The following is a 19,987-nucleotide window of genomic DNA, read 5'->3' on the forward strand; positions in this document are numbered from 1 at the left end:
CGGTGGTCCGCCTGGCGTGCGCCCACCAAAAGTACCGCCACTTTGCGTCTTCCGGCCGAGCGCGATGCCGTGGAGCGATGCCGTGCCGCCCTCGCAGCAGAATCGGTTGCCGCGGAACGGGATCGCAGGGCAGCGGTGGACGCTCGGGCATCGCGAGGTCGGCGAGCTGGGCGAGATCGCCCCGACCTACGACCGCGCGCGCTGACCGACACCGACTTCCCGCAGCGCGGCGATCAGGAAATCGTTGACCGCGTCGGTTCGCTCGAGGTGCACGAGGTGGCCTGCGCCCGGAAGTTCCACGACCGCGCGGAGATCGGTGACATTGGCACGGAGCGTGGCGAGGGGGTCACGACCGCTGAAGCCCTCCATGTCGGGGTCGTTCTCGCCGTAGAGGAAGTACGTCGGCACCTCGATCCGGGCGTCGGCGAAGGGCTCGGTGAGCTCCCAGTTGCGATCCAGGTTGCGGTACCAGTTCAGGCCTCCGGTGAAACCGGTCCGTTCGAATTCGGCGGCGAGGGTGTCGAATTCGTCCTCCGTGAGCCAGGCCCACGGCAGCGCGGGCGCCTGGGGCAGCACATCCAGGTAACCCAGACCCGGCGGGTTCTTCCAGGTGTCGAGATAGTGGTAGTCGCCGGAGAGGGAGAAGTAGACGCGGGACAGGAATTCCCTCGGCCGCGCGGCGAGTTCGACATCGGCGACGCCGGGTTCCTGGAAGTAGGACAGGTGCAGGAAGTGCCGCTGGGCGGCCTTGGTCCAGAACGCCGAGGGCGGGCGCGGCGGGCGCGGCGAGTACGGATTGTTCAGCACCACGACGGCTTCGACCCGCTCGGGGGCGCGCAGCGACAGTTCCCACACCAGTTGGGCACCGAAATCGAGGCCGACGAACACGGCCTTCTCGGCGCCGATGTCATCGAGTAGCGCCAGGAGGTCGCCGATCACGGCCGCGTTGGTATAGGCGGCGACATCAGCGGGCGCCTCGGTTCGGCCGTACCCGCGCAGGTCGGGCGCGATAGCCCGGAATCCCGCCTCGGCCACGGCTGCGATCTGCCGGTGCCAGATGAACCCGGTGTGCGGAAAGCCGTGACAGAACACGACCGGGTAGCCCTGCCCCTGCTCGGTGACATGCATCCGGATTCCGCCCGTGTCGAGGAATCTCTGCTCCACTACCGCCTCCAATTTCTAGAACGTGTTCTGGTTTGACGGTAGTGTCCTGAGGTCATGAGCGGAACACCCAAGATTCTGGCCGGGCGCGTCGCGGTCGTCACCGGGGCAAGTCGCGGCATCGGCAAAGGCATCGCCCTCGAATTGGGCGCGGCAGGCGCGACCGTGTACGTCACCGGGCGCACCACCGAGCCGGGCAGACTGCCCGGCACCGTGCACGAGACCGCCGCGATGGTCACCGAGTTCGGCGGGCACGGCGTCGCGGCGGTCTGCGATCACCGCGACGACGACGCGGTCGAGCGGCTCTTCGCCCGGATCCGCGTGGAACAGGGCCGCCTCGACGTACTGGTCAACAACGTCTACAACTCCCCCGCCGCCGCCCGCTGGCTGGGCCGCAAGTTCTGGGACGTGCCGCCCAGGGCCTGGGACGAGACCTTCGAAATCGGCGTGCGGTCGCACTACGTGGCCAGCGTTTTCGCCGCGCCACTGCTGATCGAGTCGGCCGGGCTAATCGTCAATGTCTCCTCCCCCGGCGCGCGGCGGTACATGCACAATGCCGTCTACGGCGTCGGCAAGACCGCACTGGATCGCCTCACCGCCGATCTCGCCCACGATCTGAACGGCACCGGCGCGACCGCCGTCTCGATCTGGCCGGGAATCGTCGATACCGAACTGCTGCAACTGATTCCGGCCGACGAGCACGGCCACCGTCGGGTGACCCTGCCCGGCGAGGGCTCCTTCGATCTCGACACCGCCGAGACCCCGCGTTTCCCCGGGCGGGCCGTGGTGGCACTGGCCGCCGACCCGGGCCGGTCGACTCGCTCCGGGAAGTCCTGGAAAGTCGCCGACCTCGCCGAGGACTACGGATTCACCGACGTCGACGGACGCATCCCGCGCGCCGACTGAATCCCCCTAGAATTACCTGCGACAGTGCGTTACATTTACATTGAGGATCAGCCGCTCGATGGCTGTCCAGGTGACAACGGAGAGAAACAATGACGTTCTCGAAAACCGCGGCTGCCGAGTACGCCGAAACCCTGCACACACTGTCGGAAGGGTCGGTCCATCGCCGGTTCGACCCCTACCTCGACATCGACTGGGACGCACCGGAACTGGCGATCGATCGCGACGATCCTCGCTGGGTGCTCTCCGACGAGCTCGACCCGCTCGGCGCCACGAGCTGGTATCAGAACCTGCCGCTGGAGCGCCGGATCGAGATAGGGCGGTGGCGACAAGCCAACGCGGCCAAGGTCGGGCTCGCATTCGAATCCATCCTGATCCGCGGGATGATGCAGTACGCCATGACCTTGCCCAACGGCTCCCCCGAATTCCGGTACTGCCTCCACGAGATGACCGAGGAGTGCAACCACATCCAGATGTTCCAGGAGCTGGTCAATCGCATCGGTGACGATGTGCCGGGCATGCGGCCGATGTTCCGGGTGATGTCACCGTTCATCGGTGTCGCGGGCGGCTACTTCTGGGCCATTCTGTTCATCGGCATCCTCGGCGGTGAGGAACCGATCGATCACTATCAGAAGGCGCTGATCCGCTCCGACAAAGAGACCCAGCCCGCCCTCCTGCGGATCATGCAGATCCATATCGCCGAGGAGGCGCGCCACATCTCGTTCGCCAACGAGTTCCTGCGCACCCACATCGCCCGCATGGGCCCGGTACGCACCGCGGTCTGCGCGGTGGCGTTCCCGATCGCGATGCGCTGGCTGGCCGACGAACTGGTCAAGCCGTCGAAATCCTTCGCCACCAAGTTCGACATCCCCGACGAGGTATTCGACGACGCGTTCTGGCGCAGCCCCACCTCCCGTCGGATCCTCAGCGGATTCTTCGGCGACATCCGAACGCTGGTCGACGAACTCGGCATGATGAACCCGGTGACCCGACAGTTGTGGAAGCTACTGAAAGTCGACGGCGGCTACACCCGCTACCGTGGTGAGCCGCAACGCCGGGCGAGCTGATCGCGACCGATGCCGAGCGAATAACCCGCACCGTCGTCAACTAAGATCAACGACGGTAATTCTCGGCACCCGAACGAACAGGACTCCCATGGCGCGCAAAGTCGTTGTCACACTTGTCGATGATTTCGATGGCACGTCCGCTGCCGATGCGACTGTCACATTCGGAATCGATGGGGCGGCCTACGAAATCGACCTGTCGGATGCCAACGCGGCACAGTTGCGTGAGGTGTTCGAACAGTGGGTTCCGTACGCGCGTCGCACCGGCCGCGCGAAGGCAGGCGCCGCACGTCGTCTCGGCGCGGCACCGGCGGCAGAATCCACCCGGCGCAACGATCTCACCGAGATCCGGGCGTGGGCTTCGCAGAACGGACACACGGTGTCCAGCCGCGGCAGGATCTCGGCGGACGTAATCTCGGCCTATGAGCAGGCCTCGGCGTAAAGTTTCGGTTCGAAAACAGCACGGCGCGCATTCCCTCCGCGCGCCGTGCTGTTTTCGTTTCAGTTGGGCAGCGGGATATCGGCTTTGAATCGCTCGCCCGGCGGGAGACCGCGCAGCACCGCACTGGTCCAGGCGACCGCGGGCGGCCAGCCCGCGACGGCATTGACGATGTGTTCCGGCAGCGGCATCGTGTAGAACCGCAGATCCGCGCCCCGGTTCCAGTAGTCGTTCACCGTCGGTAGTACCGCCGACGTCGGGATCAGTTCGTCCCAGATTCCGTGCCACCAGAAGATCGGGCTGTCCGGAATATGGTGTCCCAGACTCTGGTCTGCGAGAACCTCCATCACACCCGGTGCCGTTTCGAGTGACTTCCCCGGCTGGAAATAGGCACTGATCGGCCGGTACGCGCCGGCGGCGGCGATCGTGTAAACGCAACGACTGCGCATATCCGCCACGATCGCCTGCCCTTCCGGGGTGAGCAATTCCCTCGCGTCGAACTGGTCGGGAAATTCCCGCGACAACGCGGCGAACCCGAGCCACATCGTGAAATTACTGGCGCCGGTGAGGCCCGGCTGCTGGGCGATCGCGTACCGGGCCTGTGCTCGCAGATCGGCGGGGAATCCACCCACCGCGGTGCCGAGCAACCGCACATCGGGGGCGTAGCTCCCGCGGAGTTCAGCCGCCCGGATCGAACCGGAGCCGCCGCCGGAGTACCCGTAGAGCGCGATCCCGGAGTCCGTCAGGCCCAATGCCGAGTTCTTCATGGCGCGCAGACTGTCGAGCACCATTTTGCCTTCGTCGTAGGTGTTGAAGGTATTGAACTTGCCGTCGAAGTCGGCGACATTGATGGCGAACCCCTGCGCGAGCCAATACACCGCCAGCGCGGCCTCTTTCATCGTGCCCGTCTGCAATGTGTAGGACGGGTTGCACGACGAGTCGGTCGCGTCGATGGCCTCCTGGAAGGACACCACCGGCCGCGGACTGCCCGACCACGGGATACCGGGAACGATCACCGAGGTCGCGGTCGCGATCGGGTTGTCGTGCACGTCGTTGCTGCGGAACAGCAGCTGTTCGGTATGCACCGGGAACGGTAGGCCGAGCAGGCGTGTCTGCACCGTTCGGGAACGGATGATCTGGCCGGGCGAATAGGAATCGAGGTCCGCCGGGTCGTCGTACCAGGGATCCTCGGCGGGCACCGGGATCGGCAGCATGTCGTAGAGCTGAGGTTCGGCGGGCAGCTGCGGGAGCTGGTTCTGATCCGGCGGGAAACTCGGATACGGGTCACCGGCGGCGGTGCCGACGCCCGACATCGCCAGGCACACCGCCGCCAAGGGCACCGCCGCCCACCTCGTTCCGAGCCTGCGTCCCCACCCCGGGCGGACGGTGGCTGCCGTGCTGCGCTGCATGGCGTCTCCTCTTCTAGGTGACGCTGATTACAGCACGATGACTTGTTTCTAACAAGAGGCCTTATTCAAACCGAGGATGGAGCGGATCTCGTTCCTCTTCGACCCGGCAACCAAGCCGACGGCCGAACGATGAGCACCGATCGCCCTGTGCGAGTGGATAACCGGCGCGCGGTAGAGTGCGCGTGAACGTTCACAGGGGTGTCGGCGCTTGAGTCGGGGGAATACGGTGGACGAAGTCTTGGCCTTGATCGGGGTGGGTGGGCTGATCCCCACGATGATCGCCGCGGTGTCAGCGTGGTTCTCCGCGACATTCAGTCGCCGCATCAGCAAGCGGGCCATCGAAGTCACGATGACCGGCGACACTGCTGCCCCCGGCGTCTCGGAAACAGCGGACCCGACCACCGGCGACACCGGGACGCCGCGTCATCGAACAGAGGAATACCTTCGCCAGGTACGCAGTGCGATGGCGCAGAGCACGGCGTTCTTCTGGGCGTACATGATCAGCGGTTGCTGCGGAGTGGTGGTAGTCCTCGCCGCGGCGTCAATGGTGGCGTTCGGCAATCGCGACGCCGCCGCCGCGACCTCGATCATGGGCGCGGTACCGGTCGGGATCACCGCGCTGTTCTACAAACGTTCCACCGACCTCGACAAGATCGTGGGCGAGAACCTCACCCGCTTGAGCAAAGCCGACGAGATCGCCGAGGCCAACCGCGCCGCCCACGATGTGGTGTCGCGGATGGGCGTCGGTGCCGATCAGGACCGGCTCCTGGCGATGATCGGTGTGCGGCAGCTCTTTCCGTCCGCCACACCCACGGAAGTGGCCGAACTACTTCGCACGGTGCCCGTCGAATCCGGGACGGTGACTTCGCGGGTGTGACGTGCCCACAGCGTTCAGTTGCCGTACTGCGCGGTCTCCGGACGCTCGATCAACAGCACGTGCGCGACCTCGTCGGCGACCGGCCGATGCCGAATTCCTTTGGGCACCACGAATAGTTCGCCGGGTCGCAGGATCACCGGTGCGCGGTCTGCCAGTTCGATGCGGAACGTGCCGTCCCAGCAAAGGAAGAGTTCGTCTTCGTCGTGGTGGTGCCAGGGAAACTCACCCGCCAGCCGGGCGACGCGGACGACGGTGTCGTTGACCGTTGCCAGCTCGTGCTGCTGGAACGGGCCGGGCAGGGCGGCGATGGCCGCGGGGATCGAGACGGAACCGGTGGTGCTCGAGACTGTCATGGTGATCATCGTCGGGCCGCGCGGGGCGCCGATCCAGCGCCAATCGAGCATAATTGGTTTGCCTATGGAACCAATTGACGTGACAGATCGGCTCGGCCGCTGGTCGGCGGGGCGCGGACCGCTGTATGCCCTGCTCGCGGCCGGTTTGCGCGCGCTGATCGAGGACGGCGAACTGGCGCCGGGGGCGCTGCTGCCGCCGGATCGGACACTCGCCGTCGCCTTGTCGGTCGGGCGGAGCACCGTGGTAGCGGCCTACGACCTGCTGCAGGACGAAGGCCGGATCGTGCGGCGGCAGGGCAGTGGCACCCGGGTCGCGGGGACGCCACGGGTCGATCCGCCGGCGACCACGAGTGAGCCGATGTTTCTGGACCTGCTCGAGCCGCGGTCCGACGTGATCTCGCTGGCCTGCGCGGCACCGGACCGGCCGCCGGTCGAACTGGCCGAGTCCTATGCGGCGATGCTGCCCGCGCTGGCCGCGACGACCGACGACATCGGCTACTACCCGTCGGGCCATCCGGCGCTTCGGGAGGCCGTCGCCGAGTACTACCGGGGGCGCGGCCTGCCGACCGAGGCCGGGCAGATCCTCGTCACCGCCGGTGGGCAACAAGCACTGTCGTTGCTCGCCCGGGCTTACCTTCGGCCCGGCGATCGCGTCCTCGTGGAAGCCCCGACCTACCCGGGCGCGTTGGAAGCCTTTCGCGCGGAAGCGGCGGTCGTCTCCGGAGCGCCGCCCGGACTGCACGGTTTCGCGGGTGCGATCCGAGACCGCCGGCCCGCTCTCGCCTACGTGATCCCCACCTATCAGAACCCGACAGGGTCGGTGCTTTCCACGCTCGCGCGCCGCGGCCTCGCGGAAACATCAGCAGCGGAAAGGATTCCGCTGATCGATGACGAGGTGCTCGCCGAACTCGGCTTCCCGGGCCATGAGACTCCGCCGCCCCTTGCCGTGTTCGCCGACACCGTGATCACCATCGGATCGCTGAGCAAGAGTGTCTGGGGCGGACTGCGTATCGGCTGGATCCGCGCGGAGGCCCCCGTCGTCGCCAAGCTCGCCAGACTGCGCGCGGTGCACGATCTCGGCGGCAATCTTCCTGCCCAGCTGGCCGCGGCCGAGCTACTCCCCCGCCTCGACGGCATGCTGCGCACCCAGGCCGCCGAACGCGAACGTCGCCACGACCACCTGCGCGCCGAGCTCGCGCGCCGGATCCCCGAATGGGACGTGCCGCCGGTCCGGGGCGGACAGACTCTCTGGATCCGGCTGCCGCGCGGCGACGGCCCTTCCTTCGCACAAGCCGCACTGCGACATCGTGTTTCGATCCTGGCGGGCGGTGGTCTCGATCCGACCGGTGGCAGCGAACGGTATCTGCGGATCCACTTCCTGCATCCGCTGGAGACCCTCACCACCGCGGTCGATCGCCTCGCGCAAGCGTGGCGCACCTACCGCCCGCCGGCCACACCCACCACTGCCGCGCCTCCGCTCGCGCTGTAGCCGACGCAGAGGTTGACCTTGACGCAGCGTCAGGGTTGCACTCTTGTCGCATGACGAACAACGACATCTCCTCGACGAAGCCCGCACCGCCGGTCGGCGGGTTCACCGAGATCGACGGCAATCGCCTTTTCGTCCATCGGTCGGGCAGCGGTGGACCGGCGGTGGTCTTCCTGCCCGGTGCGAGCGCGATCGGCCTCGACTATTTCGTTGTGCAGCAGCAGGTTTCGCAGTTCACCAGTGCCGTGGTGTACGACCGCGGCGGCACCGGCTACAGCGATCCGCTGCCCCTGCCCCGTACCGCCACCGCGGTCGCCACAGAATTGCACCAGCTGCTGGGCACTCTCGACGAACTTCGCGGCCCTTATGTTCTCGCTGCCCACTCACTCGGATGCCTCTACGCGCACCGGTTCGCGCAGCTGTACCCGCGGCAAGTGGCCGGACTGGTCTGGATGGACGGCTTGCACCGAGACTGGGACGAGTTCATGCCACCGGCGATGGGACTGGCCGCGGCCGCGGCGCCCGCGCCCGACGCCGAGCAGCTCCAACACCTGCGCACAGCCCTTCGCGAGATGCGCGCCGAGCTGCTCGCGGACTACCCGGAACCGGTGCGGCGAGCGCTGACGGAGGCCAAGACGAGCGACGAATCGATCCGGGCGGGCTTCGCCGAGCGCGACGGGCTGCCGGAACTGGCCGCCGAATTGCACGCCGGGCCGAACCTTCCCGATGTTCCGCTGGTGGTGCTCAGCGTGCTGGGCCCGGACCCTCACCAGTCGCCCGAGGCGCTGGCCGAGATCCACGACGGCAGGCGGCGAATGGACGCCGCTGTGGTGCGCGGGGTTTCCCAGGGGCAACAGCGAATTCTCACCGACACCGTGCATCACCGGCTCTGCTTCGATCGCCCCGATGCCGTGGTCGAGGCGATCCGCGATGTCATCGACCAGGTTCGTCGCCGCTAGGATCGACGCGGTGCTCACCATCGGCCAACTCGCGGCGACCGCCGGCGTGACCGTGCGCACCGTACGCCACTACCACCAGGTCGGCCTGTTGCCCGAGCCCGAGCGCGACGCCTCCGGCTATCGCCGCTACCCCGCGCAGGCGGCGGTCGATCTCATCCGGATCAGAACCCTCGCCGACGCGGGCGTTCCGCTGTCGCGGATCGACGCGCTGCTCCACGCCCAGCCGGCCGAATTCGCCACAGCCATCAGCGAGATCGACACCGCGCTCCAGCGCAAGATCGATCAGCTCGCCGAGTACCGCCACCGGATCGCCGAACTGGCGAGCGGGGAAAGCCTTTTCCTCCCCGGCGAGGTGGTCACCCTGTTGAACCGGATGCGCGGTCTCGGCATCAGCGAACAACGGATGCGCCTCGAGCGTGACGCCTGGATCTTGTTGCAAGCGCTGGACGCCGACGCGATCCCGCACCGGATCCGGGAGAAGAACGCCGAATTCGACGACCCGGAAACCACCCGCCTGTACCGCGCGGTCGATGAATCGGTCGACTGGCACCCCCACGACCCACGCCTCGACCGCCTCATCGACGACCTCGACGCCTGGGAAATCGCCCACACCCGCGGCCGCACCCGCTCCACCGAACTGGTCGCTTCCCGCATCTCGGAGTCCTCCCCCGCCTGGCAACGCATCGTCGATGCACTCACCCACCGCGCCGAACAACGAGCCTCCGAACCCTGACCCGATTGCACGGTCCGGACTGCATCGGATCAGTGCGCCGTGCTGCGGCGCGGAACGTAGCGCATGCTCAGCACCGCTATCGCGACGAAACACACCACTGTCAGGGTAATCCCGATGCGCGCGCCGAAGATCGGATCCGGAGCGGCCAGGCACGCCCCCAACAGTGCGATGCCGATCGCCATTCCGACCTGACGCGAGGTATTGAGGACTCCGGATGCCAAACCGGCATAGCGCGGGTCCGCGGAGGCCATCGCCGCGCCGTTGCTGCTGGGCCCGAAAAGTCCGCACCCGAATCCGACGATCGCGGAGCCGACCAGCACCACCGGCCACCTGTCCGGCTCTCCCACAGCCGAACACACGACGGCCCCGACCCCGGCGGTGAGCGACCCCGTGATCAGTAGCCACCTCATCCCACGGTCCGCCCACCGGCGGTTGAGTACCAGGGTCGCGAACGTCCACAGAACAGCGAACGGCAGGAAGAACAATCCGGTGGTGCGGGCGTCGTAGCCCCACTGCGTCTGCAGGAACACAGCGAGCATGAATTGCAGCCCGTAGGCGCCGAATTGGAAGGCGAACCCGTTCGCGATCGAGGCGGAGAAGGATGCGCTGCGCAACATCGTCAACGGCAGGACCGGCGACGCAACCCGCGATTCGGCCCCGACGAACCCCGAAAGGAACAGCGCGGACGCGGCAAGAAGTACCAGCGTCAACGGCGACGACCAGCCACGTTCACCACCTTCGATCAGACCGCCGACGAGTGTCCCCAGACCCGCGATCGCCAGGAGCTGGCCTGTCCAGTCGAAGGATTCGTCGTCACGGCGTGCGGTTTCGGTGATGTGCCGCCAGGTCAGCCACAGCGCCGCCGCTCCGATCGGCACGTTGAGCAAGAAGATGGACCGCCAGCCCAGCGCCTCGGTGAGCAGCCCGCCACCGATCGGCCCGGCAACCAGTGCGACACCGCCGGTCGCGCCCCACACGGTGATCGCGCGTGCGCGCTGCGTCGCGTCCGGATACATCCGGGCGATGATCGCGAGCGTGGTGGGCAGGACTCCGGCCGCGAAGATCCCTTGAAAGCACCGGGCGACGAGGAGCACCGGCAAGGTCGCACTCACCGCACAGATCAGTGACGCGACGGTGAATCCGCCCAGCGCCCAGGCAAACACCCGGCGGGCGCCGAGCCGATCAGCCAGCGTTCCCGCGCTGAGCAGCAGCGCGGCCAGCGGAATCGTGTAGACGTTCACCAGCCACTGCAGAGCCGCCATCGACCCGCCTGTCTCGGCCCGAATCGACGGCAACGCGATATTCAGCGCGCTGCCGTCCAGCAGAATCATGAAGAACCCCAGACAGATTGCGGCCAGGGCGGCGGTCGTGTTCGGCGACCGCTCGCGACTCCCGCCCGACTGCGCGGACTCGTCCACTGTCACGGACGCCGGTTCCGACCCCGCTTCCCCCATCGCGCCGCCTTTCGTCGGTCCTGTACCTATGAGTACAGATCGATACTGTACCTACTGATAGGTACAGTTGTGCGATGACTACGGCCGAGCGTTTGATCGAGAGCATGCACACCCTGCTGTGGGAGCGCGGCTACTCGGGCACGAGTCCGCGAGCGGTCCAAGAGCTCGCCGGTGCGGGACAAGGCAGCATGTACCACCATTTTCGGAGCAAGGCGGGCCTGGCTGTCGCTGCCGAGCTGCAGATGAGCGACGAGCTGAAACACCAGATCACCGTCCGGCTGGACAGCGGGTCCACGACCCGCGAGAAGGTCTCGGCCTTCTTGACCCTCGACGAAAATGTGCTGCGCGGTTGCCGACTCGGGCGGCTCGTCCAAGACGCGGCAGTGGTGGACGACGATTCGCTACGAGCACCGATTGCCGCGACGTTCGACTGGATCCAGGATCAGATCCGGCAAGTCCTCGCCGAGGGCAGACGAAACGGCGAACTCGACCCGAACCTGGATGTCGATGACCTCGCCGCCACGATTCTCGCTGTCCGACAAGGCGCCTACGTCCTTGCTCGCGGCGCACAGTCCAGCGAACCGTTTCGCCGGGCCACCCAAGGCATCCTTCAACTTCTGCCGCGATAGCCGAGGGCACACGCCGTCCCGCGTCGAAGAGTCAGAATCGGGTGGCGGTGGCGGTGGCGGTGGCGGTGGCGGATGCGGTGTGGGCGAAGGCCTGTACTCGGGTGGTGAGGCCGGTGTTGAGCCAGCCGAGGCCGAATTGGAGGGGTGGGGCGTCGGTGACAGGGATGAAGGTGACGTCGGGGCGGAGGTAGAACAGGGGCGCTTGTTCGGTGGTCAGGTAGACGCCTTTGCCCGCGCCGACGAGGGCGAGGATCTCCTGGAAGGTGGCGGCGGTCGGGCCGGGCCGGATGGGGCGACCGGAGGGGGTCTTTCGGGGGTGGTGGAATTCGTCGAAGTAGGCGGGCAGCTGCGGCGGGTTCTGGATCATCGCGGCATCGGCGAGGTCTTCCAGTGACAGCGCTGGTCTGTGGGCGAGAATGTGGCCGGCCGGGACCGCGAGCATCTTGGCCTCGGAGATCAGCGGCGGGCCGATGGTCATGTCGGGCTCACGCATCGGGAAGCAGCACAGCATCGCGTCGACCTCGCCGCTGCGCAACCGATTCGCACCATCGCTGAGCTGCAATTCGGTGATCCGCACAGCGCATTCGGGATGCCTGGCCTCGAAGCGCTCGGCGACTTCCAGCAGATACCGTCCACCGGCCGATCCGAAATAGCCGACCCGCACGGTGCCCTGGATGCCACGCCCGGCCAGTTCGGCGTTGCGCACGCTGCGCCGAACCTGCTCGTAGGCGGGGCGAAGTTCTTCGCACAACTGACGGCCGACCGGGGTGAGGGCGACCTTGCGACTGGTCCGTTCGAACAGCGCCACCCCGACCTGACGTTCGAGCCCCTTGATCGTCTTGCTGACATGCGCTGTGGAAACCCGCAGCCGCTCGGCGGTTCGGCCGAAATGCAGTTCCTCCGACAGCGTCAGGAACGCCTCGATCTCGTTTCGCTCCACGGCCGCCTTCGATCATTGCTCGCCGGTTAACGACCCTTGGGTGATTTGTCGTTGATCACGCCCGGCGAACTGTTGATCATAGATCCGTCTACGAAATATGTTCAGAGAGGCCGGTTTCGACATGGCGGTAGTGCACGTCCCGCAGATCAGGCACAGGGTCGTCGAGGTCGACGGAGTGCGGGTCTTCTATCGAGAGACCGGACCCGCGAACGCACCGGCGCTGCTTCTGCTGCACGGCTTTCCGTCGGCCTCGCACCAGTTCCGCCGGCTCATGGACGCCCTCGGTGGCCGATTCCGGATGATCGCCCCCGACTATCCCGGTTTCGGGCACACCCAGGTCCCCGACGATTTCGTCTATTCCTTCGAACGGCTGGCCGACGTCGTCGAAGGCTTTGTCGACGCGATCGCCCTGGACCGATTCGTGCTGTACGCCTTCGACTTCGGCGGTCCGGTCGGCCTCCGCCTGGCCACCCGCCGCCCCGCGCGGATCGCGGGACTGATCGTGCAGAACGCGAACACCTACGACGACGGCCTGTCCGACATGGCACGCGCGATGACCGCGAACAAGCCGGGACAGCCGGGCGCCGAGGACAACGTTCGGCAGATCCTCGAACTGCCCGTCACCCGCGGCCAATACGAGGGCGGCACCACCGATCTCGAGCTCATCGCACCCGACGGCTGGACCCTGGACCAGCATTTTCTCGACCTCCCCGGCCGCAAGGACGCGCAGGCGCACCTGGCCCTCGACTACCACACCAATGTGGCGCTCTACCCGGTGTGGCAGCAGTGGTTGCGCGAGCACCGACCGCCGACGCTGGTGCTGTGGGGTCGCAATGACGCCTTCTTTCCCGAGGCGGGCGCCAACGCCTACCTCCGCGATCTGCCCGACGCCACCGTCCATCTCTTCGACACCGGCCATTTCGCGCTCGAGGAGAACCTTCCCGAAATCGCCCCGCTCATCAGCGATTTCGTTGACAGCCTGGACCGGGGCAAGCCGATGAGGATCGCTGTCATCGGCGCCACGGGCAATCTCGGCGGTGCGGTCGTCCGCGAGGCGACCGCTCGCGGCATGCAGGTCACCGCGCTCGGCCGGGACACGGTGGATGTCACCGACGCGGCCTCGGTCAAGAACGCCGTCGCGGGACACGACGCCGTCGTCGCGGCCGTCAAGGGCGATGACCGACTGGTGCCGCGTGGCGCGCAGACCCTCCTGGAAGCACTCCCCCTCGCCGGGGTCGACCGCCTGGTGTTCCTCGGCGGGGGCGGCAGCCTCGAATACGCACCGGGGCACCGTTTCGTCGATTCGCCCGACTTCCCCGCCCAGTACCTGGCGACGGCCCGTGACCAGTGCGAAGCGCTGGAAATCTTGCGTGCCGCCGACTCCCCGGTCCGGTGGTCGTATGTCAGCCCGCCGCCCGTTCACCTGATCCCCGGCGAGGCGACCGGCGTCTACCGCGCCGAGGCTCGCGACACCCCGATTGTCGACGCCGCTGGTGAAAGCCGGATCAGCGTGGGCGATTACGCGAGCGCGATCGTCGACGCGCTGGCGGAGAACACCTTCGTCGGCCTGCGCTTCACCGTCTCGTACTGAGCGGGGCCGCGCCGTCCTCAGCGCCGGAGAAGCTCACGCAGAGCGGCGGTGACGGTCTGGGGGTCCTCCTCGGCCATGAAGTGACCCGCGTCGACGGTGCGGTGGTCGAGGTCGGGCGCCCAGCTCGACCACAGTGCCGCCGCTTCGTATCCGAGCGCGGCGCCCCAGTCCTGCTGCATGACCGTGACGGGCATGGACAGTCTGGCGCCTGCCGCGCGGTCGGCACGGTCGTGGTCGATATCGATGGTTGCCGAGGCGCGATAGTCGGCCACGATCGAGGGGACAGCGTCACGACAGGCGTCGAGGTACGCGGCGCGCACGGGCGCGGGGATCGCGTCGGGGGTCTTCGCCCACTGGTCGAGGAAGTAGGCGAAGAACGCGTCAGCGCTGGCGGAGATCATCTGTTCGGGCAGTCCGGGCGGCTGTGCCATCAAGTACAGGTGGAACCCGACGGCGGCGGTGGCGCCGTGCAGCACTTCCCACATGTCGAGAGTGGGCAGCACGTCCAAGCAGGCGAGATGGGTAACCGCGTCCGGGTGGTCGAGCCCGGCGCGGAAGGCCACCAGCGCGCCGCGGTCGTGACCGGCGAGCGCGAAGCGGTCGTGGCCGAAGGCAGCGGCGGCAGCGACGATGTCGGCCGCCATGCGCCGCTTGGAGTAGGTGTCGCTGCCTGCTTCGGCGGGTTTGTCGCTGTCGCCGTAGCCGCGCAGGTCCGCGACTATCACCGTGTGGTCGGCGGCCAGGTCGGCGGCGACGTGACGCCACATCAGGTGGGTCTGCGGGAAGCCGTGCAGCAGCACGATCGGGGTTCCCGCACCGGCGACGGCGACGGTGAGGGCGACATCGTCGGCGACCGGGACGCGGTGGTAGTCGAAACCGGGAATGGTGCGGGTCATCGCGTGGGCTCTCGCTTCGTTCGAAGGGTGTTCCGCGGGGTCTGCGCGGAGCGAGTTCGAGCGTGCGGTGTCGCGATGAGCAGCCGATGAACGCGCACTACATTGGCCTGATGCGGTTTCAGGTGCTCGGACCGGTCATCGCGCACGACGAGCGCGGTGAGCCGGTCACGCTGCGCGGTCCGCGCTACCGCGAAGTGCTCGCACGGCTGATCCTCGCGCACCGGCGGGTCGTTCCGGTCGGTCGCCTGGTCGAGGACCTGTGGGACGAGCCGCCTCCGAACGCGGTGGGTGCGATCCGTACCTTCGTCGCCGGATTGCGGCGCGCACTCGAACCCGATCGTCCGCCCCGCACACCGCCACGACTGCTCGTCACCGAAGGGCTCGGTTACGCGCTGCGGCCCGAACCGGAGGATGTCGACGCGTGGCGATTCGACGATGCGGTGCGTGCGGCGGCAGCCCTGCCGCCGGAAGAGTCGTTCTCGCTGCTCACCGACGCACTGAGCTGGTGGCAGGGGCCTGCCTATACCGACTTCGCCGACGCCGGATGGGCGCAGGCCGAACGGTCGCGGCTCACCGAGCAGCGGTTGCTGGCCGTCGAACGTCGCGGCGCGGCGCAATTGGCACTGGGTGCCGCCGCCGCGGCGGTTCCCGACCTCGACGCGCACGTCGCCGAACATCCCTGGCGTGAAGACGCATGGGGGCTGCTGGCCACCGCCCTCTACCGTTCGGGCCGCCAGGCCGATGCGCTCGCGGTTCTCGCCAGGGCACGGCGGATGCTGGCCGATGATCTGGGCATCGACCCCGGACCAGCTTTGCGCCGCCTCGAACACGACCTGCTCCGCCAGGCCGAATACCTCGACCCGGTCGCGACCGACCCCACGGTGCGGGTGTGGGAACAGGCGCGGGCCGCCTACGACAGCGCGGTCCCGCCGCGTACGAGGACGCGGCTGGAATCGACCGCGGGCCTGATGCGCGATCTCGCGGTAACAGGTGGCGGCGGTCTCGCGGCCGCACGCGCACACCGGATTTCGGCGGTGGTCGCCGCCGACGACCTCGGTGACGCCGAGCTGACCGCGCGGGTGATCGGCATCTACGACGTCCCCGCGATCTGGACCCGCTCCGACGACCCGGCGCAGGATCGACGCCTCGTTGGCATCGCCGAGAAGACACTCCTGCGCCTGCCCGTCCACGATGATGCCGATCGAGCCAGGCTGCTGGCGACCATCGCCGTCGAATCGCGCGGCGCCCTGCCGGTGGGCGATCCGACCGAGGCGGGACTGCGCCCGCTGCGTGCCGCCCGTCAGGCCGAGGAGATCGCCCGGCGGCTGCACGACCCCGCCCTGCTGGCCTTCGCACTCAACGGTGTGTTCATGCAGAGCTTCCAGCGAGCGGGACTGGCGCACCGGCGTGACGCTGTCGGCACCGAGATCATCGCGGTGGCAGCCAACAGCAAACTCGCGACCTACGAGGTACTGGGCCACCTCATCCTCATCCAAACACGGTGTGCCTCAGCGGATTACACGAGCGCCGACCAGCACGCCGAAGCAGCGGACGCGCTGGCACAGCGGTATGAATTGCCGCTGGTCGAGGTGTTCACCAGCTGGTACCGCGCCTTACGGGCCAGCGCGACAACAGACCTCGCGGTTGCGGAAGCCGCGTACGTGACAGCGGCCGCCTCACTCACCGGAGCAGGCATGCCGGGACTCGACCGTGGTCTGTTGCCACTGGCGCAGCTGAGCCTGGCTCTGCGGCGACACGAGACCGGCAGGATCGCCACGATCGACCCCGAGACGGACTGGGGGCCCTACAAATCCTGGGTCGAGCCCGCCCTGCTCGTCGCGCGGGGCGAGCTCGACAGTGCGCGAGAGGCCTTGCGCACCATCACATCCCCGCCGCGCGACCTGCTGTTCGAAGCACTGTGGGCCATCGTGGCATACGCGGCCACCGCCGTCGGCGATCGCGAGACCATGCGCCGAGCCCGGACCCAGCTGGCCCCCGCGGCGGCCGAAACAACGGCGCAGAGTGGACTTCTCAGCGTAGGCCCGGTTCGCGCCTACCTCGACGAGATCGATGCGGCGCTGTCACGGTCGTCTCGCGGGTGAACAACGAACTGCGCGCCGCCCGAGCCGGCCGATGCGATCAGGAGAAGACGTAGTCGGTGAGTGGGAAATGACCGCTGCGCCAGGCGGATTCGATGGTGGAGGTGGGACGTAGGGGGACGTCGCCGTGTTTGTCGAAGTAGTAGCTGTTGGCGGTGACGCAGCTTTCGTCCCAGAACACCTGGTCGCCGCGGCGGGCGAGCATCTCACGGAAGTAGCGGTCGTTGGCTTCCTCGGTGACCTCGATGCGGTCCGCGTCGTTGGCCCTGGCGTGGTGCAGGCAGCGCAGGATGTGGCGGGTCTGGTTCTCGATCAGCGTGAAATAGGAGGCCCCGTTGTAGCCGTAGGGGCCGATGATGGAGAAGAAGTTCGGGAAGCCGGGAACGCTCACGCCCTCGTAGGCTTGCAGCCGGTTCTCGTCCCACCAGGTCTCCAGATCGCGGCCACCGACGCCGTGCAGGTCATAGGTCGGCATGTTGCCCGATTCCATGACCTTGAAGCCGGTGGCGAGGATCAGCACGTCGGCGCGATGTTCGGCACCCGTGGCGGTGCGCACACCGGTGGCGGTGATCTCGCTGATCGCCGCGGTTTCCAGGGTCACGTTCGCACGGTTGAAGGTCGACAGATAGTCGTTGGAGAAGCTCGGCCGTTTGCACCCGAGGGCGTATCGCGGGGTGAGCGCGTCCCGGACGGTGGGGTCCTTCACTTGACGCCGCAGGTGGGCCAGGCCCGCGCGTTCACCGATGGCGGCGGTGGGCAACGAGCGGTGATAGTGGGCGGCGAGCGGGAAGGTGACCTCCACGTAGGTCTGACTCACCAGGCGGGTCACGGTCCGTCCGCCGGGGACCTTCAACGCCAGCCGGGCGGCGAGAGGCAACGGCAGGTCCGGGCGCGGCAGGCACCAGATCGGCGTGCGCTGGAACACCGTCAGATGTTCCACCCGCGAGGCGATCTCCGGGATCACCTGGACCGCGGAGGCGCCGGTGCCGATGATCGCCACCCGCTTGCCTCGCAGGTCCTGGCGATGATCCCAGCGCGAGGTGTGCATGGTCGCGCCCGCGAAGCCTTCGATGCCGGGGATATCGGGCAGTTTGGGGCGGGTGAGCACACCGGTCGCGCTGATCACGAACCGTGCGGTGAGGTCGTCGCCGTCGGTGGTGTGCAGCACCCAGTGGTCGGCCCGCTCGTCGAAATCCGCGCCGACCACGGTGGTGCCGAAGCGGATTCGCGAACGGAGTTCGTACTTGTCCACGCACGATTCGGCATAGGCCTTGAGTTCGCGACCGGGCGCGTAGACCCGTGACCAGTCGGTGCGCTGTTCGAAGGAGAACTGGTAGCTGAACGACGGGATATCCACGGCGACACCGGGATAGGTGTTCCAGTGCCACGTGCCGCCCACGCCGTCGGCCTCGTCGATGATCACGAAGTCGTCGAACCCGGCCTTGCGCAACTCGATCGCCACGCCGATGCCGGAGAAGCCGGCGCCCACGATGACGATCTCGTGGTCGATTCCCTTGGTGCTCATGCGATCTCCTTCACGAGTGCGGCCGACGGATGCAGCCGGCGAGGCCGGGCGACGGTACGAACGACACAGCCCGCGTCGTCGGCGTAGACGATGCTGTCCACCTGATGCTCGATGCCGTCGACGGTGCGCACACCCAGCGGCACCAACCGCGCGATCGGCCAGGTCACCAGGGTGCAGTGCGGTTGCCGCAGGGTTCGGTAGTAGCTGTTGTGCACCGCGACGCCCGCGGTGTCGTCCGGTGTCAGGCGGTGTCGCAGCCACGAATCACGCACCTGGACAGCCAGATTGACACGGGCGACGAGTCGCAGGAGCCGCTGCGGCATCGTCGCGGTGGGCAGCGGAACGCGGGGGAGCACCCACACCGCCTCGGTCTGGAACACCGTCACCCGTGCGGCCTCGGCGGCGATGCCGGGCAGCAGGCGCGCGGCGGCCGCCCCGCTGCCGATGATCGCGACCCGCTGACCGGTGAACTCGTGCCGGGGCGCGAAGGCTGTGCGGTGCACCTGGGAACCGGTGAAGGTATCGGCGAAACGCGGCGTCGTCATTTCGCCACCGGTTCGTAGGTGAGCTCGTCGGACCAGGACGGCCTGCGGCCGAGCACCCGGATCGGGAACCGATCGATACAGGCATTCGACACGTCGGCCAGCAGCTGGAACGGCTGACGGCGGTGAATCGTGGCCTTCCCGTGCATCTTCACCACGTGGTAGAGCGGGAGCTTGCGGATGGCCGGGCTGCGCTCCCCCACGTTCTCGAACCGGCGCACCGCCTGCCACAGCTTCTCCTCGTCGAGGCCCAGCGCCATGATGTTGGTCGACATCCGTGACAGCAGCGGCGCGTACAGCAACGCGCCGAGCACGAACGACGGACGGACCGCGAAACCGGCTGTCTCGATGACGGTTCGGCGCAACGGTCCCGCGCCGAGTTGTTCGAGAACCTGGAAACCTACTGCGAGGTGGCGAGATTCGTCGCTGTTGATGTGCCGGAACACCTCGTGGCACACCGGGTCGTCGACCTCGTCGAGCAGGAACTTCACCAACGCGCCGTCGAGGGCGGTCTCCAGCGACGGGATGACGGTTCCGAGCACGGGCAGGGTCAGCTGGTCGGCGTAACGGTCGAGCCAGCTGATGACGAGGCGAATGTTCTTGTTGGGCACCGGCATCGCCTCGCCGTCGGGGAGCATGCCCCAGCGACGCATCAGCGCCAGTTCCGCGTTGGCGTGCTTTTGTTCCTCGGCGTGGAAGTACCGGTAGATCTCCCGCAGTGGGCCGGGCGGCGCCTGGCGGGTCAGGGCGGCGAAGCCGCGGGCCCCGACGTGTTCGATCCACACCAGGTCGGCCATGAAGGTGGCCAATCGCGGGCGTTGCTCGTCGGTGATGGTGTCGGCGCCCGGTGCGTCCCAGTCGATATCGGCCAGTGCCCACTGCTTGGCGCGAATCGTGGCGAGCATGTCGGGGTAGGCGAACGTCATT

The 19,987-nt window shown here is 67.6% G+C and carries 19 protein-coding genes; 10 read left to right on the top strand and 9 right to left on the bottom strand.

Annotation, left to right across the window (positions count from 1 at the left end):
• Positions 1-186: 186 nt before the first annotated feature.
• On the bottom strand, positions 187-1,128 hold the full coding sequence (locus ACWF99_RS06975; RefSeq protein ID WP_452535322.1) for an alpha/beta fold hydrolase: 942 nt from the start codon (positions 1,126-1,128) through the stop codon (positions 187-189).
• 90 nt (positions 1,129-1,218) lie between these two features.
• On the opposite strand from ACWF99_RS06975, the gene ACWF99_RS06980 reads away from it, so the two are divergent.
• The 3 genes from ACWF99_RS06980 to ACWF99_RS06990 all read left to right on the top strand — a co-directional run bounded on the left by ACWF99_RS06980 (position 1,219) and on the right by ACWF99_RS06990 (position 3,570).
• Positions 1,219-2,067 (top strand): SDR family NAD(P)-dependent oxidoreductase, encoded by an 849-nt coding sequence (locus tag ACWF99_RS06980; RefSeq protein WP_452535250.1) that lies wholly within the window; start codon positions 1,219-1,221, stop codon positions 2,065-2,067.
• Between the two features lie 89 nt (positions 2,068-2,156).
• The gene (locus ACWF99_RS06985; protein WP_378630146.1) at positions 2,157-3,131 is read left to right on the top strand and encodes an AurF N-oxygenase family protein; all 975 of its coding nucleotides are present in this window, start codon (positions 2,157-2,159) and stop codon (positions 3,129-3,131) included.
• A gap of 88 nt (positions 3,132-3,219) precedes the next feature.
• Positions 3,220-3,570, top strand: coding sequence for a histone-like nucleoid-structuring protein Lsr2 (locus ACWF99_RS06990; RefSeq protein ID WP_378630144.1), 351 nt, complete (start codon positions 3,220-3,222; stop codon positions 3,568-3,570).
• Positions 3,571-3,629: 59 nt separating this feature from the next.
• Here the strand turns inward: ACWF99_RS06990 and ACWF99_RS06995 are convergent, their stop codons facing one another.
• Positions 3,630-4,880, bottom strand: coding sequence for a lipase family protein (locus ACWF99_RS06995; RefSeq protein ID WP_452535324.1), 1,251 nt, complete (start codon positions 4,878-4,880; stop codon positions 3,630-3,632).
• Positions 4,881-5,202: 322 nt separating this feature from the next.
• Between ACWF99_RS06995 and ACWF99_RS07000 the strand changes: the two genes are divergently transcribed.
• Entirely contained in the window at positions 5,203-5,853 is a 651-nt protein-coding gene (locus tag ACWF99_RS07000; protein WP_452535252.1) for a TRADD-N-associated membrane domain-containing protein, read from the top strand.
• Positions 5,854-5,867: 14 nt separating this feature from the next.
• Here ACWF99_RS07000 and ACWF99_RS07005 read toward each other — a convergent pair whose 3' ends face one another.
• Positions 5,868-6,206, bottom strand: coding sequence for a cupin domain-containing protein (locus ACWF99_RS07005; protein ID WP_452535254.1), 339 nt, complete (start codon positions 6,204-6,206; stop codon positions 5,868-5,870).
• 79 nt (positions 6,207-6,285) lie between these two features.
• Here ACWF99_RS07005 and ACWF99_RS07010 point away from each other — a divergent pair, with 79 nt between their 5' ends.
• Genes ACWF99_RS07010 through ACWF99_RS07020 form a run of 3 tightly spaced genes read left to right on the top strand, consistent with a single transcriptional unit; the run spans position 6,286 to position 9,384 of the window.
• On the top strand, positions 6,286-7,695 hold the full coding sequence (locus ACWF99_RS07010; RefSeq protein WP_452535256.1) for an aminotransferase-like domain-containing protein: 1,410 nt from the start codon (positions 6,286-6,288) through the stop codon (positions 7,693-7,695).
• 50 nt (positions 7,696-7,745) lie between these two features.
• Positions 7,746-8,651, top strand: a complete 906-nt coding sequence (locus tag ACWF99_RS07015; RefSeq protein WP_452535257.1) for an alpha/beta fold hydrolase — start codon at positions 7,746-7,748, stop codon at positions 8,649-8,651.
• Complete coding sequence (locus ACWF99_RS07020) at positions 8,623-9,384, top strand: MerR family DNA-binding transcriptional regulator (protein WP_378630132.1); 762 nt, start codon at positions 8,623-8,625, stop codon at positions 9,382-9,384. The genes ACWF99_RS07015 and ACWF99_RS07020 overlap by 29 nt, the downstream gene beginning before the upstream one ends.
• 29 nt (positions 9,385-9,413) lie before the next feature.
• On the opposite strand, the gene ACWF99_RS07025 is transcribed toward ACWF99_RS07020, so the two are convergent.
• Positions 9,414-10,808 carry an MFS transporter gene (locus ACWF99_RS07025; RefSeq protein ID WP_452535258.1) on the bottom strand — a complete coding sequence of 465 codons (1,395 nt, stop codon included), beginning with the start codon at positions 10,806-10,808 and terminating at the stop codon, positions 9,414-9,416.
• A 104-nt stretch (positions 10,809-10,912) separates the two neighbouring features.
• Between ACWF99_RS07025 and ACWF99_RS07030 the strand changes: the two genes are divergently transcribed.
• Positions 10,913-11,467 (top strand): TetR/AcrR family transcriptional regulator, encoded by a 555-nt coding sequence (locus ACWF99_RS07030; RefSeq protein WP_452535260.1) that lies wholly within the window; start codon positions 10,913-10,915, stop codon positions 11,465-11,467.
• 31 nt (positions 11,468-11,498) lie between these two features.
• Here the strand turns inward: ACWF99_RS07030 and ACWF99_RS07035 are convergent, their stop codons facing one another.
• Positions 11,499-12,407: a LysR family transcriptional regulator gene (locus tag ACWF99_RS07035; RefSeq protein ID WP_452535261.1), complete on the bottom strand. Its 909-nt coding sequence runs from the start codon at positions 12,405-12,407 to the stop codon at positions 11,499-11,501.
• Between the two features lie 121 nt (positions 12,408-12,528).
• On the opposite strand from ACWF99_RS07035, the gene ACWF99_RS07040 reads away from it, so the two are divergent.
• Positions 12,529-13,998 (top strand): alpha/beta fold hydrolase, encoded by a 1,470-nt coding sequence (locus ACWF99_RS07040; RefSeq protein ID WP_452535262.1) that lies wholly within the window; start codon positions 12,529-12,531, stop codon positions 13,996-13,998.
• A gap of 17 nt (positions 13,999-14,015) precedes the next feature.
• Here ACWF99_RS07040 and ACWF99_RS07045 read toward each other — a convergent pair whose 3' ends face one another.
• Positions 14,016-14,894: an alpha/beta fold hydrolase gene (locus ACWF99_RS07045; RefSeq protein WP_452535264.1), complete on the bottom strand. Its 879-nt coding sequence runs from the start codon at positions 14,892-14,894 to the stop codon at positions 14,016-14,018.
• A 110-nt stretch (positions 14,895-15,004) separates the two neighbouring features.
• On the opposite strand from ACWF99_RS07045, the gene ACWF99_RS07050 reads away from it, so the two are divergent.
• Complete coding sequence (locus tag ACWF99_RS07050; RefSeq protein WP_452535266.1) at positions 15,005-16,996, top strand: AfsR/SARP family transcriptional regulator; 1,992 nt, start codon at positions 15,005-15,007, stop codon at positions 16,994-16,996.
• Between the two features lie 37 nt (positions 16,997-17,033).
• Here ACWF99_RS07050 and ACWF99_RS07055 read toward each other — a convergent pair whose 3' ends face one another.
• The 3 genes from ACWF99_RS07055 to ACWF99_RS07065 are packed head-to-tail and all read right to left on the bottom strand — an operon-like array spanning position 17,034 to position 19,986.
• Positions 17,034-18,518: a flavin-containing monooxygenase gene (locus tag ACWF99_RS07055; protein WP_452535268.1), complete on the bottom strand. Its 1,485-nt coding sequence runs from the start codon at positions 18,516-18,518 to the stop codon at positions 17,034-17,036.
• Positions 18,515-19,063 (bottom strand): NAD(P)/FAD-dependent oxidoreductase, encoded by a 549-nt coding sequence (locus ACWF99_RS07060; RefSeq protein WP_378657079.1) that lies wholly within the window; start codon positions 19,061-19,063, stop codon positions 18,515-18,517. Before ACWF99_RS07060 ends, ACWF99_RS07055 begins: the two co-directional genes overlap by 4 nt.
• Entirely contained in the window at positions 19,060-19,986 is a 927-nt protein-coding gene (locus ACWF99_RS07065) for a ferritin-like domain-containing protein (RefSeq protein ID WP_378630115.1), read from the bottom strand. The genes ACWF99_RS07060 and ACWF99_RS07065 overlap by 4 nt, the downstream gene beginning before the upstream one ends.
• Between the last annotated feature and the right edge of the window lies 1 nt (position 19,987).

The sequence above is a fragment of the Nocardia sp. NPDC055002 genome (assembly GCF_053608825.1).

What these genes read in the sequence shown, in the direction of transcription:
- ACWF99_RS07005 (WP_452535254.1), bottom strand. Translation starts at nt 6,206, where the DNA reads ATGACAGTCTCGAGCACCACCGGTTCCGTCTCGATCCCCGCGGCCATC.
- ACWF99_RS07030 (WP_452535260.1), top strand. Translation starts at nt 10,913, where the DNA reads ATGACTACGGCCGAGCGTTTGATCGAGAGCATGCACACCCTGCTGTGG.
- ACWF99_RS07055 (WP_452535268.1), bottom strand. Translation starts at nt 18,518, where the DNA reads ATGAGCACCAAGGGAATCGACCACGAGATCGTCATCGTGGGCGCCGGC.
- ACWF99_RS06995 (WP_452535324.1), bottom strand. Translation starts at nt 4,880, where the DNA reads ATGTCGGGCGTCGGCACCGCCGCCGGTGACCCGTATCCGAGTTTCCCG.
- ACWF99_RS07045 (WP_452535264.1), bottom strand. Translation starts at nt 14,894, where the DNA reads ATGACCCGCACCATTCCCGGTTTCGACTACCACCGCGTCCCGGTCGCC.
- ACWF99_RS07015 (WP_452535257.1), top strand. Translation starts at nt 7,746, where the DNA reads ATGACGAACAACGACATCTCCTCGACGAAGCCCGCACCGCCGGTCGGC.
- ACWF99_RS06990 (WP_378630144.1), top strand. Translation starts at nt 3,220, where the DNA reads ATGGCGCGCAAAGTCGTTGTCACACTTGTCGATGATTTCGATGGCACG.
- ACWF99_RS07050 (WP_452535266.1), top strand. Translation starts at nt 15,005, where the DNA reads ATGCGGTTTCAGGTGCTCGGACCGGTCATCGCGCACGACGAGCGCGGT.
- ACWF99_RS07065 (WP_378630115.1), bottom strand. Translation starts at nt 19,986, where the DNA reads ATGACGTTCGCCTACCCCGACATGCTCGCCACGATTCGCGCCAAGCAG.
- ACWF99_RS07060 (WP_378657079.1), bottom strand. Translation starts at nt 19,063, where the DNA reads ATGACGACGCCGCGTTTCGCCGATACCTTCACCGGTTCCCAGGTGCAC.
- ACWF99_RS06980 (WP_452535250.1), top strand. Translation starts at nt 1,219, where the DNA reads ATGAGCGGAACACCCAAGATTCTGGCCGGGCGCGTCGCGGTCGTCACC.
- ACWF99_RS07020 (WP_378630132.1), top strand. Translation starts at nt 8,623, where the DNA reads ATGTCATCGACCAGGTTCGTCGCCGCTAGGATCGACGCGGTGCTCACC.
- ACWF99_RS07040 (WP_452535262.1), top strand. Translation starts at nt 12,529, where the DNA reads ATGGCGGTAGTGCACGTCCCGCAGATCAGGCACAGGGTCGTCGAGGTC.
- ACWF99_RS06975 (WP_452535322.1), bottom strand. Translation starts at nt 1,128, where the DNA reads ATGCATGTCACCGAGCAGGGGCAGGGCTACCCGGTCGTGTTCTGTCAC.
- ACWF99_RS06985 (WP_378630146.1), top strand. Translation starts at nt 2,157, where the DNA reads ATGACGTTCTCGAAAACCGCGGCTGCCGAGTACGCCGAAACCCTGCAC.